The sequence below is a fragment of the Psychrobacter sp. CX18 genome, assembly GCF_057396215.1.
In genome coordinates this window covers 12190-30198 of record NZ_JBXYJH010000001.1, presented here as the reverse complement: position 1 = coordinate 30198, position 18009 = coordinate 12190, and the positions used below count along the sequence as shown (strand labels likewise).

The 18009-nt window shown below is 41.4% G+C and carries 12 protein-coding genes and 1 riboswitch; of the genes, 9 read left to right on the top strand and 3 right to left on the bottom strand.

Going from position 1 to position 18009, the window contains the following annotated elements; genetic code table 11:
- Nucleotides 1-188: 188 nt before the first annotated feature.
- From ribH to glmS, 6 genes are all read left to right on the top strand, one after another.
- Entirely contained in the window at nt 189-710 is a 522-nt protein-coding gene (gene ribH, locus AC2SLT_RS00120; protein ID WP_486545178.1) for a 6,7-dimethyl-8-ribityllumazine synthase, read from the top strand.
- 260 nt (nt 711-970) lie between these two features.
- Nucleotides 971-1789 (top strand): transcription antitermination factor NusB, encoded by an 819-nt coding sequence (gene nusB / locus AC2SLT_RS00115; protein ID WP_486545177.1) that lies wholly within the window; start codon nt 971-973, stop codon nt 1787-1789.
- A gap of 177 nt (nt 1790-1966) precedes the next feature.
- Nucleotides 1967-3076, top strand: a complete 1110-nt coding sequence (gene thiL, locus AC2SLT_RS00110) for a thiamine-phosphate kinase (protein WP_486545175.1) — start codon at nt 1967-1969, stop codon at nt 3074-3076.
- Nucleotides 3077-3103: 27 nt separating this feature from the next.
- Nucleotides 3104-3721, top strand: coding sequence for a phosphatidylglycerophosphatase A family protein (locus AC2SLT_RS00105; RefSeq protein WP_486545173.1), 618 nt, complete (start codon nt 3104-3106; stop codon nt 3719-3721).
- A gap of 360 nt (nt 3722-4081) precedes the next feature.
- Complete coding sequence (gene glmU / locus AC2SLT_RS00100) at nt 4082-5446, top strand: bifunctional UDP-N-acetylglucosamine diphosphorylase/glucosamine-1-phosphate N-acetyltransferase GlmU (protein ID WP_486545172.1); 1365 nt, start codon at nt 4082-4084, stop codon at nt 5444-5446.
- Between the two features lie 201 nt (nt 5447-5647).
- Nucleotides 5648-7495 carry a glutamine--fructose-6-phosphate transaminase (isomerizing) gene (glmS, locus tag AC2SLT_RS00095; protein WP_486545171.1) on the top strand — a complete coding sequence of 616 codons (1848 nt, stop codon included), beginning with the start codon at nt 5648-5650 and terminating at the stop codon, nt 7493-7495.
- A gap of 118 nt (nt 7496-7613) precedes the next feature.
- Here the strand turns inward: glmS and AC2SLT_RS00090 are convergent, their stop codons facing one another.
- Nucleotides 7614-8132 (bottom strand): META domain-containing protein, encoded by a 519-nt coding sequence (locus tag AC2SLT_RS00090; RefSeq protein WP_486545170.1) that lies wholly within the window; start codon nt 8130-8132, stop codon nt 7614-7616.
- Between the two features lie 589 nt (nt 8133-8721).
- Between AC2SLT_RS00090 and AC2SLT_RS00085 the strand changes: the two genes are divergently transcribed.
- Nucleotides 8722-9612 carry a fructose bisphosphate aldolase gene (locus tag AC2SLT_RS00085; protein ID WP_486545168.1) on the top strand — a complete coding sequence of 297 codons (891 nt, stop codon included), beginning with the start codon at nt 8722-8724 and terminating at the stop codon, nt 9610-9612.
- A gap of 128 nt (nt 9613-9740) precedes the next feature.
- Here the strand turns inward: AC2SLT_RS00085 and AC2SLT_RS00080 are convergent, their stop codons facing one another.
- A complete protein-coding gene (locus tag AC2SLT_RS00080; protein WP_486545166.1) occupies nt 9741-12503 on the bottom strand; it encodes an autotransporter domain-containing protein in 2763 nt (920 codons plus the stop codon).
- 220 nt (nt 12504-12723) lie between these two features.
- Nucleotides 12724-14742: a phosphomethylpyrimidine synthase ThiC gene (gene thiC / locus AC2SLT_RS00075; RefSeq protein WP_486545164.1), complete on the bottom strand. Its 2019-nt coding sequence runs from the start codon at nt 14740-14742 to the stop codon at nt 12724-12726.
- A 421-nt stretch (nt 14743-15163) separates the two neighbouring features.
- Nucleotides 15164-15309, bottom strand: a riboswitch (TPP riboswitch).
- A gap of 353 nt (nt 15310-15662) precedes the next feature.
- Here thiC and pstS point away from each other — a divergent pair.
- Nucleotides 15663-16832: a phosphate ABC transporter substrate-binding protein PstS gene (pstS, locus tag AC2SLT_RS00070; RefSeq protein WP_486545163.1), complete on the top strand. Its 1170-nt coding sequence runs from the start codon at nt 15663-15665 to the stop codon at nt 16830-16832.
- Nucleotides 16833-16974: 142 nt separating this feature from the next.
- The gene (gene pstC, locus AC2SLT_RS00065) at nt 16975-17925 is read left to right on the top strand and encodes a phosphate ABC transporter permease subunit PstC (RefSeq protein WP_486545161.1); all 951 of its coding nucleotides are present in this window, start codon (nt 16975-16977) and stop codon (nt 17923-17925) included.
- The last annotated feature ends 84 nt before the right edge of the window (nt 17926-18009 follow it).

Here is an 18009-nt window from a genome sequence, read left to right as displayed (position 1 = left end):
CTTTGTTAGCCTACTTATAAAGCGGATGATTTGTCTTGAATAACCGAACTAATAACAACAAATGACTGCTAATTTTATCCTCAAAAAATGTTATGATAACAGTCATTTTTATTCATATATATCTGCCTGCTCATATCTATCTATTTTGCTCAAATAGATCTTATTAATTATTTCATTAGGATGCCATTATGCAAGATTTACAAAAAGAACGTGACGCCATTACTCACCTTGAAGGTAATTTATATCAAAATACAGATGCCCGTATTGGTATCGTTGTTGGACGTTTTAATGCATTTGTCGTCGAGTCATTAGTGGATGGTGCGATAGATACCTTATTACGTCATGGGGTATCTGGTAGTAATATCAGTGTGATTCGTGTACCTGGTGCTTTTGAATTACCTTTAGCGGCGCAGCGTGCTGCTGAGTCTGATCGCTTTGATGCCATCGTGGCGCTAGGCGCAGTTATCCGAGGCAGTACGCCGCACTTTGACATCGTTGCAGGTAGCTCTGCCAATGGTCTGAGCAGTGTCTCAATGGATTACAATATCCCAGTGATTAATGGCATTATTACGACTGATAGTATCGAGCAGGCCATTGAACGCTCAGGCACTAAAGCGGGTAATAAAGGTGCTGAAGCTGCATTAGTTGCGCTTGAGATGATTGCAGTACTGTCGCAACTTGAAGTCGATTATGATGAAGACGAAGACTAGTGTAATAAGTTAAGCTGCCAGTTTGTATGACGCTCAGATTAACGTCAGGACATGATTTAACATTAAGTTTTTATAATGCTTCAGTCTTAAAACGTTTAGCGCCAATTTCGATAGCGAGCGTTTAACACCATAGTCCGAGTCTGTTAACCCTAAAAGGCTTGCGCAGCTTTTAATTCTGCTATAGCCGATGTTTTAAAAAGACCCAAATCCATAGTCATAGTAACGTCAAAGCCCCTCTTTGATGATAGGTATTTATATCCATGAGTAATCAACATCCGGTACAACCTGCAGACACCTCTCATTCAGATCTTCAGTCAGATTTTAATGTTGACTCTAAGCCTGATGATCAGTTTGATATTAGTGAATCCACGTATAAGACAAGTCACACTGCTGTGCGAAAAGCACGCCGCTTTGCATTACAAGGGTTGTATGAGTGGTTAATGACAGATCGTCGCTTCGAGCAGTCAGGTCAAGTCGAATGGAAAGAAAATCCACCCCATGATATTGCGGCGCGTACCCGTGCTACGAATGCCATGCATACCGTGCACTTGGGTTATTATCATACGATGATGCGCGAGATTCCACAGCAAATAGATGAGCTCGAAACGTTAATTGCTCAACACTTGGATCGCGGTATTGATCAGATTGATAGGGTTGAGCATGCGGTTTTACTCATTGGTGCTTATGAACTAAAGCACAGCTTACATATTCCCTATAAAGTGGTGCTCGATGAAGCGATGAAGCTTAATACCCACTTTGGGGCAACCGACGCTCATAAGCTAATCAATGCTGTGATGGATAAGCTTGCGGCAGAGCTCAGAGCAGTCGAAGTAGAAGCGGATACCGGTAGTGGCTATAAGCAGAAAAAACAACAGACCAAAGCTAAGGTCAAACAAAAAGAGGCATTAGCAAAAGACAACGGCTTTGACAATGATATTCCGGCTACAGATGTTACCCTTGATAGTGACACTCAGCCACTCGATATAGAGACGGCAGTGGATACGGGCACTTCCCAAACTGAGCAGACACGCCAGCCCAAACCAAGAATTGGTCTAAAATCCAAAAAGCCTAATAAGTAACTTAATAAGCAACTCAATAAAAAGCAATTCAAAAAAACGCTTTATATATTGGACTACAGTGTTTACAGCTATAGTGTCTAAATAAGGAGAGCCAAAGAATGCTTTGCAGACTCTCAAAACACGGCAAAAACATTAAGAACGGGTAGTGCTTAAACCCCTCTTTTAGGATGACGCAGGATGACGGAATTTGAGCTGATTGAACGTTATTTTAACCAGCAGCACCTTAATCAACAGCAAAATGATAGTCAGTCTGCTGAGCAGGCAGTAATCACCAAAGGTTTGGGTGACGATGCAGCAGTGGTGACGTTAAGCGGCTCAGTTAATCAATGGGTTACCTGTGTGGATACGTTGGTACAAGGGCGTCACTTTAGTGAGGATTGGGTTCAGGTATCATCATTAGCCTTTGCGATTGGCTATAAATCTGTGGTAGTGAATGTCTCTGATATCGCTGCTATGGGAGCGACACCGCATAGTATTTTACTGGCTTTGGCATTGCCTGAGCGTTTGGCACATCAAGATTGGTTAAGTGAGTTTGCCAAAGGTTTATTTCATGCCTGTACGCAGTATAGTGTGCGCCTGATCGGTGGTGATACCACCCGCAATGATAAGCTGGTTATTAGTATCACTGCTAATGGCATCATGGATAAAGGGGTGTCGCCCATATATCGTCATGGCGCGCAAGTGGGCGATAAAATCTATCTCTCAGGCACGGTTGGTGATGCCAGTTATGCTTTATATCATCCTGACAATGAGGTCGGTCAACAACTTGCCCATCGCCTGCATATGCCCACACCACGCGTCAAATTAGGTAAAACCTTGTCCAGCCTTTCTCAAGCTACCTCAATGATAGACATATCGGATGGATTGGTGCAGGATTTGGGTCATATCTGTCAGCAAAGTGGGGTCGCCATGCGGATTGATTTAGAGACGTTACCTGCTAGTGAGCCTTTACAGCAGATAGAGCTAAGTGAGAGACTAAGGTGTCAATTGACGGGTGGTGACGATTATGAATTGGCCTTTACCTTGCCGGCGTCTGTGAGCCTTTCAGATGAGTTTATGGCCTCAGTAAATACTCAAGTCACCTGTATAGGTGAGGTGATAGCTTGCGATAGCACTTTGCAAAATAGCCGCCCAAACCCAGTAGCTCATGGCTCAGATACTTTGGTTAATCAATCTATTAATCAACCAGTAAAACTGGCCTATCAAGGTAATGAGGTTACTCAAGAGAATCCTTATCCATTTGTGGATGTACCTGATTTAAGTGGCTATCAGCATTTTATTCACTAGCACACCAAGTTTAAGGAATGCCTTTATATGTCACCTCAGTCTGCTTCAAATGATACCAAAGAGACACCGCCGAGCCATAAACCAGATATTCGCAAGGCAAATACTTGTCCGCCTTTACCGATAGGCGCAACTTTGCTTGATAAAATAGTCTATTGGCTGGGTATTGGACTGGGTAGTGGGTTACCGAAGCGTGCGCCCGGTACTTGGGGGACATTAGGCGGGCTTGTCATTGCTTTGCCGATGGTTCAGTTGGGTTTTATCGCTTTTTTAATGCTGACCATATTTGCGAGTATTATTGGCATATGGATATGTGATCGCACCTCTCATTTGATGCAAGTTCATGATGACCCGCATATTGTTTGGGATGAGTGGGCGGGTATTTGGATAAGCTTAATTCCGCTATCCTTTATTATCAGCTATGCCCCTCAGTATTTGACCCTGGGTACTTATTGGTTTGCGATCGGTTTGGCCTTTGTATTATTCCGCTTTTTTGATATTGCTAAACCCAACCCTATTAGATGGGCGGATGTTAAGGTATCGGGTGGACTGGGTATCATGCTAGATGATATCTTAGCCGGTATTATGACGGTAGTCGCTTGGCTGATGATTGTGGCTAGCCTGCTGGTTTTTTACCCCTCCTCTTAAAATTTGTGTCTTTCTATTCATTGTAGACGTCAATCGCCAATTATGGGACCTGAATACAACTCGTTAAATAATGAGAAGTTCACTACAGTTGTTATAAAAAGGCATATAATAAAAATGTAACCTAGCTTTGTAATAATGCCTCTTTTTTTTAAATCGCAGTTTGCTACAGACCTTTTTGACATTGCTGGATTCTATATTATTCTTATTTAAAGAGCTTAGGTCTGTTTGATGATTTGTTCTTGATAGGGAGTTAAATTATCCTCAAGACTATATTTTTATAATGATGACGTGTGAATGAACAATTAGATTTTTTATTTGATAGACTTTATTTTTATCGCTTTTGTTAATAGTTGAAAACTTATGGATAACACGCTTACGACGATCATTCTTGCCGCTGGCAAAGGCACCCGCATGCAGTCAGCTAGACCTAAAGTATTGCAAACTTTAGCCAATAAACCCTTATTAGCGCATGTATTAGACACCTGCCTTAGTATCAAAGTTGATAAAACCATTGTGGTATATGGATTTGGCGGAGACCAAGTTCAAAAGGCGATGGCCGACTACAACGTGACATGGGTAGAGCAAACCGAGCAGTTAGGGACAGGTCACGCAGTGAGGGTCACGTTGGATGATTTACCCAAGGACGGTAAAAGTTTAATTCTATATGGTGATGTGCCATTGGTTGGCGCCGAGACATTAACGAAGCTAAAAGAGGCGAATACGGAAGGGCTGTCTATGCTGACCTTAACCGTAGAAAATCCTTTTGGTCTAGGTCGTATTAAACGCAATGAACAAGGTAAAATTGTCGCTATTGTTGAGCAAAAAGATGCCACTACTGAAGAGCAAGCCATACGAGAGATAAATAGTGGTATTTATTGTGTAGACAACGCTTTATTGCATAAATATCTGCCTCAGTTGTCAAATGATAATGCACAACAAGAATACTATCTTACCGATATTGTGAAAATGGCCGTTGCCGATGGGGTCACTATAGCCGCTATTGAGCCTGATCGAGCGTTTGAAATTGAAGGGGTTAATAACCGTCAACAATTGGCTCAACTAGAACGCAGTTGGCAAGCAAAACTGGTCGAAGACTTGCAAGTAAAAGGGGTGCAGTTTGCAGACCCAAAACGTGTGGACATACGTGGCGAGATAAGCGTTGGTCAAGATGTGTTTGTTGATGTTAATGTTATATTTCAAGGCAACGTATCGATAGGTCATAATGTGACTATTGAGGCCGGCTGTATCATTAAAGACAGTAAAATCGGCGACAATGTGCATATAAAGCCCTATTGTGTATTCGATGAAGCTAAGATAGGGAATGAGGCTACCGTGGGACCTTTTGCTCACTTGCGCCCTCATAGTGTGTTGGGTGACAGCACAAAAGTGGGTAACTTTGTGGAGATGAAAAAGTCGACGATTGCTCAAGGCAGCAAAGTGAACCATTTAAGCTATATTGGCGATGCTGAAGTCGGAAGCAATGTGAATATTGGCGCAGGGACGATTACTTGTAATTATGATGGTGTCAATAAGCATAAAACCATCATTGGTGATAACTCATTCATAGGCACAAACTCATGCTTGGTTGCACCGGTAAAAATCGGTCATACTGTTACCGTAGGTGCAGGCTCAGTCATCACGAAAGATGTAGATGACAATGCACTGGCAATAGGCCGGGGACGTCAAGTACAAAAGGATAATTATCAGCGCCCTACTAAGAGATAACGTCAGTTATCCAATAAGTGCTATAAAAGAAGTGTTATAAATCGAAGACGTCACAAGACAAAAAGTCAGCATACGATAACTTAAGCAATATTTAAGCAGTATACAGCCCCTAAAGGCAATGCTAACAAGTTATACAAACTAGATGACATCACGCTATCAGCGATAAGGTGCGCATCAAAAAGAATACATTGAGGATAGAATATGTGTGGAATAGTCGGCGCAATTGCTGAACGTAATATATCTAGTGTTTTATTAGAAGGTTTGAAGCGTTTAGAGTATCGAGGTTATGATTCGGCTGGATTGACGGTCATTCGTGAAGGTCAGCTCCATCGTGAGCGTCAGGTCGGTAAGGTACAAGCCTTGGTAGATGCCGTTGCAAACGATGACGCCAACTTTAAAGGTAATATAGGGATCGCTCATACGCGCTGGGCAACTCACGGTGAGCCTGCTCAGCACAATGCCCATCCTCACGTATCGGGTAAAGTAGCCGTTGTTCATAACGGTATTGTGGAAAATTACGGTCCCCTTAAAGAAGAGTTGATCGAAAAAGGGTACGCCTTTACCTCTCAGACTGATACAGAAGTTGTCGCGCACTTAGTCGCCGAAGCCTATCAAGAGACCAATAATTTATTCAAAGCAGTAGAACAAGTTGTTCCGCGTTTACATGGGGCGTTTGCGTTAGGTGTCGTTCATGTCGATAATCCTGACGAACTTATTACCGTTCGTTTAGGCTCTCCCTTAGTTATCGGCGTTGGTATCGGTGAGAACTTTATTGCCTCAGATCAATTAGCATTATTACCCGTAACCAATCGCTTTATGTATTTAGAAGAAGGTGATATTGCTATTGTTAAACGCGACAGCATTGAAGTATTTGCGAATGGGAAGCCTGTCGAGCGTCATATCACTGAATTAGATGCCAAACATCATAATGCGGATAAAGGTGAGTTTAAGCATTATATGCTTAAAGAGATTTATGAGCAGCCTGATGCGGTAGCACTGACGCTTGATATGGGCATAGAAGGCAATGATTTAAAAGCGGACTTCCTGCAAAGACATGAAGAGACATTGGCAGGTGTACGCCATATACAAGTGTTGGCCTGCGGTACCAGCTATCATGCAGGTATGGTGGCCAAATACTGGTTTGAAAATTTGACACGTCTGCCTTGTTCAGTAGAAGTGGCTAGTGAATACCGCTATCGTAATCCTGTGGTGATGGATGATACGCTAGTCGTATGTTTGTCTCAATCAGGTGAGACTGCCGATACGTTATCTGCATTGCGGGAATCTCAGCGCAGAGTCAAAGAAGGCGAGATTAAAGGGCTTGTGAGCTTAAGTGTGTGTAACGTCGCCACGTCGTCACTGGTACGTGAGACAGATATCTTCTTGCCGACGCACGCTGGCGTGGAGATCGGAGTTGCATCAACCAAAGCATTCACCACCCAACTTGCCGCCTTGATGCTATTGGTATTAAAAGTGGGTAAAGTGCAACAGCGTATTGATGCCAAAGTATTCAGCTCGATTATAGAGGGTATGCATGATTTAAAAGGCCAGCTTGATAGAAGCTTGGCGCTTGATCAGCCTATTGAGGAGATGAGCCAGAAGTTTGAAAATAAGCAAAGTACCTTGTTCTTAGGCCGTGGTGTTCAGTATCCTATCGCTCTTGAAGGGGCATTAAAGCTAAAAGAGATCTCTTATATCCATGCAGAAGGTTATGCGGCGGGAGAGCTGAAACATGGGCCGTTGGCATTGGTGGATAAAGACATGCCAATCGTGGTACTCGCACCAAAAGACAGTATGCTTGATAAGCTTAAAGCCAATATGCAAGAAGTTCACGCCCGTCATGGAGAGCTGTTTGTATTCGCCAGTGAGAGCAGCAAGTTGGTGAGTGATGAGAGACTGCATGTCATTCATGTACCGGATGTCAATGAACACTTAGCGCCTATTGTCTATAGTATCCCCGTGCAGTTTTTATCCTACCATGTGGCCGTTATGCGCGGTACGGATGTCGATCAACCTCGGAACTTAGCTAAGAGTGTTACGGTCGAGTGATATGAGTGAATGTTGATCAAATTAATAACGCCTTACTAAATAGTAAGGCGTTATTGTTTTTGCTTTAGCAATTAAAAAGACTAGGTTAAAGCTGTTTTACGAATCCAAAATAGACGTTTTACTGAGTTTTTGGCACCGCTTTAAAGTGAGAGACCTGGTTGTCATTAGTAATGACTAATATAGGCGTTTTGTTAGCGTCTTCGCTGAGCGTATACTGGCCCTGTATGGTTGCTGCTGCAGCAGTATCAAATTTGGCCTGTGGTTCAGGGCATGCCTTCAATGTAGACATAAGAGTGCCTATTTTTACAGTACCGCTGTCCACGCTATAGCTTGATGACATTCTATTACAAGTATTTATTAACGATACGATATTATGGCCATCAGCTTTTGAGAAGCTTAAGGTGAGGGGCTTAGCAGGATCAATAAATAGCTCATTAACCTTGCTACCATTACTTAGCGTAGCATCGATAAGCTGCCAGTTATTAGCCTGTAAAGCTTGATTCGTAATTGGGTGAGTTGTTAGTTTCATAGAGGGCTGAGACGTAGCTTGAGACATACCGGTAGCGGTTTGACATCCTGTCATTAAAGTACCTATAGTAAGCATACTAGCCAAAAGGGAAGTCGATAGTATTTTCATAATAATCCTTGTATTATTAAATGGTTAAAAGATACACATAAATCAATATGACTATCAATAGTTTAGAGTTATAGACTTGTGGTTTTATGATCCCCGTTAATTGTAGGACTGTATTACCATTATCTCACTAACATTGTAGTGATGAGCCTTAACTAATCGTATTTAGTCATCGTATTAAGTCAGATTGTACCTTGCTTATATGGCTAAACAAGACACTTTAACCTTTTGCATACCATATCGATTAATAAAATTACTGACAAAAAAACTTAGTATATTAAGTTATTCATGGTTTTTAAGATGAATACGTGATTATTTTTTAAGCTCATTAGCGTATAATAACCTTAAGTTTTATAGGGTAGATAGCGTTATTGTCTTAAAAAATCTGTATGCTTGCTAAATGCTTTTTATAATTAGGTCTTATTCAAGTGTGTCAATTGCAAGATTAATCAGCTTAGATCAAAGCTGATCAGATGACTGGCGCTATAGAACTAACGCTAAAGAAGATTTTCCAATAAAAGGCTCGATTTTGTCATAAAATAATTAATTGTTTTTATGATTTCATTTTTTTCAATAGGAATTAGGAAAAATTATGAGTTATCAACAACAGCTTGAACGCATCAAAAATGACATTGGTTTTATCGCCGCTTTAGACCAAAGTGGGGGTAGTACACCAAAGGCTTTACGAATGTATGGGGTAGAAGAAAGCGAATACGCCAACGATGATGAAATGTTTGCAAAAGTGCATGAGATGCGTACACGTATTATGACGTGTGACTGCTTTGATAGTGGACGTGTATTGGGCGCCATTTTATTTGAAGATACTATGGATCGAGAAGTCAATGGTAAGCCAACGGCCAACTATCTTTGGGAAGATAAAAATATCGTACCATTTTTGAAGGTGGATAAAGGGTTAGCTGAACAGATAGATGGTGTACAAGTCATGAAGCCAATCCCTAATTTAAGTGCTTTGTTAGAAAAGGCAAAAAATTACCCTATCTTTGGTACCAAAATGCGTTCGGTTATCCATAAAGCAACACAACATGGTATCGAAAAAGTAGTACAGCAACAGTTTGATATTGCCAAGCAGATTTTATCTGAAGGTTTTATGCCAATCGTTGAGCCAGAAGTCAATATTCAAAGCGAAGACAAGCATGAAAGCGAAGTGCTGTTAAAAGAGGAAATTTTACGCAATTTGGATCGTTTGGATGATGATCATCAGGTTATGCTTAAGCTGACATTGCCAGAAGAGCAAGGTTTTTATAAAGAGTTAGTGGATCATCCAAAAGTACTAAAAGTGGTTGCTTTATCTGGTGGTTATAGCCGTAATGAAGCGTGTGAACGTTTACAGCAAAACCCTGGTATGATTGCAAGCTTCTCACGTGCGTTCACTGAGGGCTTATCAAAAGGTCAAACTGATCAAGAATTTAGCGATACGATTAATGCCTCTATTGAAGAGATTTATACGGCTTCAAAAGTATAGTGTTGTTCATAAAATTTGATGCATTAATTTGATCTAAGTTTATTTCATTTTACGGTAATAAAAAAAAGCTTGAGCTCCATTACGGAACTCAAGCTTTTTTACTTACACGTACAGTTAAAGCAGGCTAACTAGAACTTAGTTTCGAACACAATAGCCGCACCCTGATCATCATAATTATCACGCCACTCGCCACGATAATTAGCAGAGATCGTCGTATTAGCCGTTGGTTTGAATGCTAAACCAATGCCTGCGATACCAATGGCCTCTTTACTCTCTTGACCTTTGGTATTGAACTTAGCAGAGCCCACATCAGTAAAGCGTGCAGTGATATCAGAATAATCATCCCCATTCTCAATTGCACCTGCCAATTGACCGGTTAACGATAGGCTAGGAGTAACCGCTTGATTAAAGCGCACACCTGCTGTCAAGCGTAAAGACTCATAACTATTATCATCTACCGTTAAGTTATACGCACCGGCACCAGACTCACGATAGCCATCACTTTCTGCACGAGCATAGTTAAAGCTTGCAAACGGTGACACATTACGAGCTTCTGTTCCGACCCGATGCGACACACCAAGTCCCGCTTGCAGAGTATCGACATCATAGTCGGATTTAGCGGTTAGGGCAGACGGTAATTGGATATGACGCTCACCTTTCACGCTACTTTGACCGGCACCGGCATGGAAGTTAATACTCGTTGTATCACTTGCGGCATAGTTACCATAACCAAGGACTTGCCAGTTTTTAGCTTCCACCTCATGATTTAGCGCATGACCATCAGTATCTGCATCGTTTTCGATATAAGAGACGGCAACACCTAAGTTGAGGTCAGGATTGACAGGCATATCTAAACCGACGATAGCGCCATAGTTCTCAGAGTTATAACCGGTTACATAGCCATCCGCATCATGCGTCATATCACTACCAATAGCTTTCGCCCAAAGGTTACGCTCAGGTGTGGTTTGAGCATGCTCACTGATCGCATCGCTAACAGCATAGTTGCTGTCGGTGATTAAGCGATTCGTTCCACCCATAAATAGGGGTTGAAGCTGTTCTGCTGCCTCGCCCACTTGAACGTGACTAAAGTTTTGGGTATCTGAAATTAAAGCATTGGCTAACGCATTATTGTTACTGGCGACTTTGTCAGCAATTGCATCGTCTAATACACCCGCTAAGTTCAACGCAGGGTAGTTATTGATTAGCTGAGTCGCTTCAACAAAAGTAATATCGTCGTTACTTGGCGTAGGTTCAGGAGTTGGCTCTGGTTCAGGAGTTGGTTCTGGCTCAGGCGTTGGTACTGGTTCAGGCGTTGGTACTGGTTCAGGCGTTGGCTCTGGTTCAGGAGTTGGTTCTGGCTCAGGAGTTGGTTCTGGCTCAGGGGTTGGTTCTGGCTCAGGGGTTGGTTCTGGCTCAGGGGTTGGTTCTGGTTCAGGGGTTGGTTCTGGCTCAGGGGTTGGCGCTACCACTTTTAAATGAACGGCATTCGCATCACTATAATCCGCTTGGAAACCTACTAAAGGGCTGTTATCAATAATGTCTTTAAACTCACCGTTTAGTTTGGTTGCGGTAACGACCTCTTTATATACTGAGTTTAACTCGGGGTTTTCAAAATATCGAGCTATATAAACCTTTAATTTTCCATCTGAAATATCTAGATTACCAATAACGGATATACTTCCATATTCGTCATTATCTATCTTACCGTCTTCATTCCAGTCAATTAATCCTACCGCTAGACTCTCGCCTTGTGGCATCTTGTAGTCACCTTTTAGTATTAATTCACCCTCACTAGCGCCCCAATCTCCTGTCCACTGCTTGTTATAGGTAGTTAGTTCTAAGCTTCCCACACCAGTTTTGACAAACCCACCAATATCATATTCATCAGTAAGATTAATATCGAGGCTACCAACATCGCCGGTAATAACTGCATTAGGATCTACTACGACCGAGATGGGCTTCGCAACATCGTCGCCACCATATTGAGGTATCTCTGAACTAATATAAGCGCCTTTAGTACCAAGATGAATTATATTTTTATCTGTGAAGTTATCGAATAGGAGTTCTTCGTCAGACGCTATCTCTATCCCACCGCCATTGATATAAATATCAGACTTAATTGAATTAGGGTTACGCCCAAGATATTCTGTTTCTAAATCTCCCGCATTATTTAAATGTAAGGTACCCGAACCTGTATTTCCAACCAATACCTTTGGACTAACATAGGTACTGTCATTAATTGTCAGACTACCTGTGGCTGTTGTGCTATCAGGACCATATCCGCCAATATAGGTAACATATCGGGCTTGAGTCAGGCCACCATGGTATGGCGTGTTCTCAATAACTATATTTCCTTGACCTTGTTTACCAATTATTAAGTTATCGGTTCCAAGATATCTATAACCAGAGACGGTTATATTACCGATTCCTGATTTTTTGTTACCCAGTATTGCATCCTTTGAAACGTATAGCCCACGATAAATATGTTGACTAGACTTTTCAGTTTGAATCATGGAAATACTACCACTGCTAGTATCTCCAATGATGACATTATTTTGGGAACTAATGCCGCTAGCTGTATTATCAAGAAGAATAACCTGACTATTATTATCTATAATCAAATTATTTTCTGCGACTATGCCTTCATCGTTACCTAGCTCAATAATCTCTCCTTGATTGATTATGAAATCATTAGGATTAGTTGCAGAAAAAGCTATATTAGAACTCAAGAGACCAAACATTGCTACAGACAGCGCTGTTAAATTTAATGTGGATTTATGACGTGTAGTCGCCGACTTACCCGATGACTTGCCACGAGACTTTGCAATTTCTGATACACACTGATAAACGCCTAAAGCGCGATTGAAAACGATACGGTAAACATGGTTCATATATAACACCTAAAAAAAGAATTGAGGGGCCAATTTGACTGGAGCTTGATGTTTGAGGGCTAAGTTTTGCAAGCTTATCTGTTAAATAAATCTCAAAAAAAAGTGTTGTTAATATTAAAATAATACCCTATTTTAATATCAACAACACAGATTTTTTACAAAAACTAAATATGTATTAAACTATTACCGTAAAGTGAATTGGTAATTTGTTATATTAAGCTTACACTTCTTTATACAGCTGACGTCCTTCTGTATTATACTTTTCACTCATTTCTTGCATGCCTTTTTGAACCTCATCAAAGCTTGCTTCACCTACCTGACCGACAAGTTCTGTATCCACTTGTTTAATCAGATGAGCCTCATCTTTTAAGTCGCCACTGCTCGGTGTCACAGAAGGTGTCACTGGTGTTTTTAGACCAGCGGCATATTCGCGCACGTTTTGAGTGATCTTCATTGAGCAAAACTTAGGCCCACACATTGAGCAGAAGTGTGCAGATTTATGCGCATCTTTCGGCAGCGTTTCATCATGGTATTCACGAGCCGTGTCAGGATCTAAGGCCAGATTAAACTGATCGTCCCAACGGAATTCAAAGCGCGCTTTGGACAAGGCATTGTCTCGGGCTTGTGCGCCAGGGTGACCTTTGGCCAAGTCAGCAGCATGGGCAGCTATCTTATAAGTGATAATGCCGTCTTTTACATCTTTTTTATTGGGTAAACCCAAGTGCTCTTTTGGGGTTACGTAACACAGCATCGCCGTACCATACCAGCCGATCATCGCCGCACCAATAGCACTGGTAATATGATCGTAACCTGGAGCGATATCCGTGGTTAATGGGCCAAGGGTATAGAAAGGCGCTTCATGACACATCTCAAGCTGTAGATCCATGTTCTCTTTAATACGGTTCATGGCAACATGACCCGGACCTTCAATCATCACTTGTACATCATGTTTCCAAGCAACTTGAGTAAGCTCACCTAGAGTGCGTAGCTCACCAAATTGTGCATCGTCATTAGCATCTTGAATACAACCAGGGCGCAGACCATCTCCTAAGCTAAATGCGACGTCATACTGTTTCATAATCTCGCAAATATCTTCAAAGTGAGTATATAAGAAGCTCTCTTTATGATGTGCCAAACACCACTGTGCCATGATTGAGCCACCACGAGACACAATCCCTGTCAGTCGATTGGCCGTTAAAGGTACATAACGAAGTAGCACGCCTGCGTGAATCGTAAAGTAATCCACACCTTGTTCGGCTTGTTCGATCAACGTATCGCGGAAGATATCCCATGTTAAGTCCTCGGCGACACCATCTACTTTTTCTAGCGCTTGATAAATAGGCACGGTACCAATAGGCACAGGAGAGTTTCGGATAATCCACTCACGAGTTTCATGAATGTGCTTACCGGTTGATAAATCCATAATAGTATCAGCGCCCCAACGAGTCGCCCATGTCATTTTGGACACTTCTTCATCGATACTTGAGCCTAATGATGAGTTACCAATATTGGCATTAATCTTGACCAAAAAATTACGCCCGATAATCATTGGTTCTGATTCAGGATGGTTGATGTTGTTCGGTATAATGGCACGGCCCGCGGCGACTTCATTACGGACAAATTCAGGCGTGATAATTTTAGGCGTATTAGCACCAAAGGTTTCACCATCATGTTGACGCATATCCGTCAGCTCATGTTGTTTCTGAGTTTCCCGAATGGCGATGTATTCCATTTCAGGCGTAATAATACCTTTACGAGCGTAGTGCATTTGGGTGACATTACCAGCTTTACCATTGACAGCTTTTGCACGACGAGGCTTATCAATATGGGCAAATCGTAGATTAGCCGTTTTGATATCACTAGCGCGCTCACGTCCATAATTGCTGGATAATCCCTCTAACTGTTCGGTATCGCCCCGTTCTTCAATCCACTTTTCACGTAGCTTAGGTAAGCCTTTGGTGAGATCAATATCAACATTGGGATCGGTATATACACCCGAAGTGTCATACACATAAAACGGCGGATTTTTTTCACCATTTTCTAGACCAAACCCTCCGGTGGGGGTATCGGTTAAGGTGATTTCACGCATGGGGACTTGAATGTCTGGCCGAGAGCCTTCGATATAGACTTTTTTGGAGGCAGGTAAATTGCGGGTTAGATCTCGCGCTTCTTCATCGAAGCGTTCATCCGTTACCGAGCGGTGAGCAGGGGTTTTTATAGTATGATCAGAGTGACTCATGTGATTGTCCTTATTTAATCTAAAAGGCGTGATGCCAAATTGGTTTATCGTTTTTAGGGAGACCAAATAGCGCTATAAGCTATCAACTGTAGGGCTATAAAAAAAGAAAACCGAAGAATAAAAAAAGACTCGATGAGTGCCGTATCTTCTTAATACTTAACCACAGTGAGGCAATATTGAAATGAGTCATAAATACGTCAATTCAAAAAGCAAACTGCAAATAGAAAGGTAGCCATTTGAACAAAACTTATTTTACCAATGCTTACCGTGACAGATAGAACCTCAAGCTGTACTGGCGTAATCAGCATTGATGATAACTGTTTAAATAATTACTTTAAGTAGGATAGATCAAATAAGGCTGACACTTTCATTTTAAGCTTGCCATAATAGTAGAGTAACTATAGTTACTTTGTTATGTATTAAGAATAAGCGATGACTTTCCTACGACGGTATTAACCGTATCAGGTTCAACGGGTGATGTCTCAGCAAACGCATCTATAAGTTGGCTTTGTAACGACGTGACAATTACTAAGGCATTATAGATGGACTGCACCCCGAGTCTTATTATGTTACCTATATTAGCAGAATAAAATGAAAACTGCTTTGTCTAATCATACTTTCTCTACTCTTTAATAAGATAGCGACTTATATGATATTGCCTATAAAAGGCGTTTGAAAAAATAATGTCAATGAGTTGCCGTAGATTTGTTAATGAGGATTTAAATTAATTTACATTGTTTAACAAATAAAATCTAATTTCATCAAACTGTCATATTTAAGAGTCAAAATGTTGTCAATCGAGTAGGGAGAGTTTTTTTTAGCTTCTTCCTGTTTTGTGATAGGACTGTTTCTGTATAAGCCTTATTAATAATATTAATTAATCCTTTGTAATTAAAAATGACAACTCTTTAGGAGAGAATATGCGTTATTCATTATTAGCTGTTGCAGTAGCAAGTGCGTTGACCTTAGCTGCTTGTGATAAAAAAACTGATGACACCGCGACCACAGGTGATGAAACAGCCACTACTGCTACATCAACAACACCTGCTGAAACGACAACTACTGCTGGTGGTGCTGATAGTTACACTGATATCGAAGGCGTAGAAATGAATATCAGTGGTGCCGGCGCTTCATTCCCAGCACCTATCTACCAAAAATGGTCTGCAGACTACCAAGCCGCTACTAAAGGCCAAGTGAACTATAACTCAATCGGTTCATCTGGTGGTGTTAAGCAAATCAAGGCAAACACAGTTGATTTCGGTGCCTCTGATAAGCCACTTAAGCCTGAAGAGCTAGAAGAAGCCGGTCTTATCCAGTTCCCAACCGTTATCGGTGGCGTAGTACCTATCGTTAACATCGAAGGGATTGAGCCTGGCCAGTTAGTATTAAGTGGCGAAGTATTGGCTGATATTTACTTAGGTAAAATTACCAAATGGAATGATCCTGCGATTACTGCATTAAACGAAGGCGTTGAGCTTCCGGATGCAAATATCACAACAGTTCACCGTTCTGACGGATCTGGTACTACTTTCAACTTCACTTATTACTTAAACGAAGTTTCTAGCGACTGGGCTAACGTTGGTGTTGATAAGAGTGTTGAGTGGCCAACTGACCAAACTGGTACTGGTGTTGGTGGTAAAGGCAACGAAGGCGTTGCTGGTATGGTAACACAAGCACCTAACTCTATTGGTTATGTTGAATATGCTTATGCTAAGCAAAACAACATGTCACATACCTCTATGATTAATGCTGCTGGTAACCGTGTTGAGCCATCTGCTGATTCATTCGCTGCCTCTGGTAACGTTGATTGGTCAAAAGCTGAAGGCTTCTACAAAGTTATCGCTAACTCTGATACTCCAGAAGCATGGCCTATCGCTGCTGCAACATTCATCCTAGTTCATAAAGAGCCTAAGAACCCTGAAAAAGTTGCTGGTGTATTGAACTTCTTTAACTGGGCCTATAACGAAGGTGATCAAGCGGCATTAGACCTTGACTATGTACCTTTCCCAGACGAAGCAGTTGCTTTATTCAAAGAAGAATGGAAGCAAGTAGTTGGTGCTGACGGTCAGCCAGTTTATAACCCTAAATAATATTCGTTAACTTGTCACTGTTAATGAACGTTAAAGCAATTGGCAAGTAAATGATATTTCATTTGCTTGCCTTTTATTAGTTAAATTATTAGTTAAATTCAGATAGTTTTATTAAAAATATTTTACTTACGTTGGGGTTACCATGTCTGACTTACACGCTCAGTTAGCAAAGCAGCGAAGAAATGACGTCTTGTTTGTTAATTTGACCAAGTTTTTTGCACTATTGGTTCTGGTCTCACTAGGCGGAATTATGGTGTCGCTGGTTATCGGAGCATGGCCAAGTATTAAAGAATTTGGTTTTGGTTTTTATACTAGTTCGAACTGGAGCACCGTCAATGATGAATATGGTGCTTTAGCACCTATTTACGGCACAATCGTGACCTCAATCATTGCTATTTTAATCGCCGTACCTGTCAGTTTCGGTATTGCTATTTTCTTAACAGAGCTTTGCCCTAAGACGTTACGCCGTCCCTTGGGCATGGCGATTGAGTTATTGGCTGGTATCCCCTCAATTATTTATGGCATGTGGGGTTTCTTTGTACTGGCACCTTTATTCGCTAAGTATGTACAACCTTTTATTATTAAAGTTATCGGTCCAGTCCCTGTTATTGGCAATTTCTTTGGTGGGCCACCACTGGGTATCGGTGTTTTTACAGCATCACTGATCCTAGCTATCATGATTATCCCCTTTATCGCAGCAACCATGCGGGATGTGTTCTCTGTAGTTCCAGAGCTATTAAAAGAATCGGCTTATGGTGCTGGAGCAACCACGTGGGAAGTCATGTACAAGATTATTCTTCCTTACACTAAAGCAGGTGTTGTCGGCGGTATTATTCTTGGGCTTGGTCGTGCCCTTGGAGAAACCATGGCAGTGACGTTCTTGGTCGGTAATACTTATAACATTAACTCTAATTTATTTGGCTCAGGGGTTACGATCACATCGTCCATTGCCAATGAATTTGCTGAAGCATCAAGTGAGATGCACGTCGCGACCTTATTACATTTAGGCTTAATTCTATTTGTTATAACTTTTGTTGTTTTATCAATATCTAAAATTATGCTGTCACGTATTGACAAGAAAGCGGGTAACTAATCTTAGTAGCTAATATTAGTAGCTAGGTTTAACAGTTATTAGATATTAATGAGTCGATAACCAGCTCAATTTAGACAACACAAT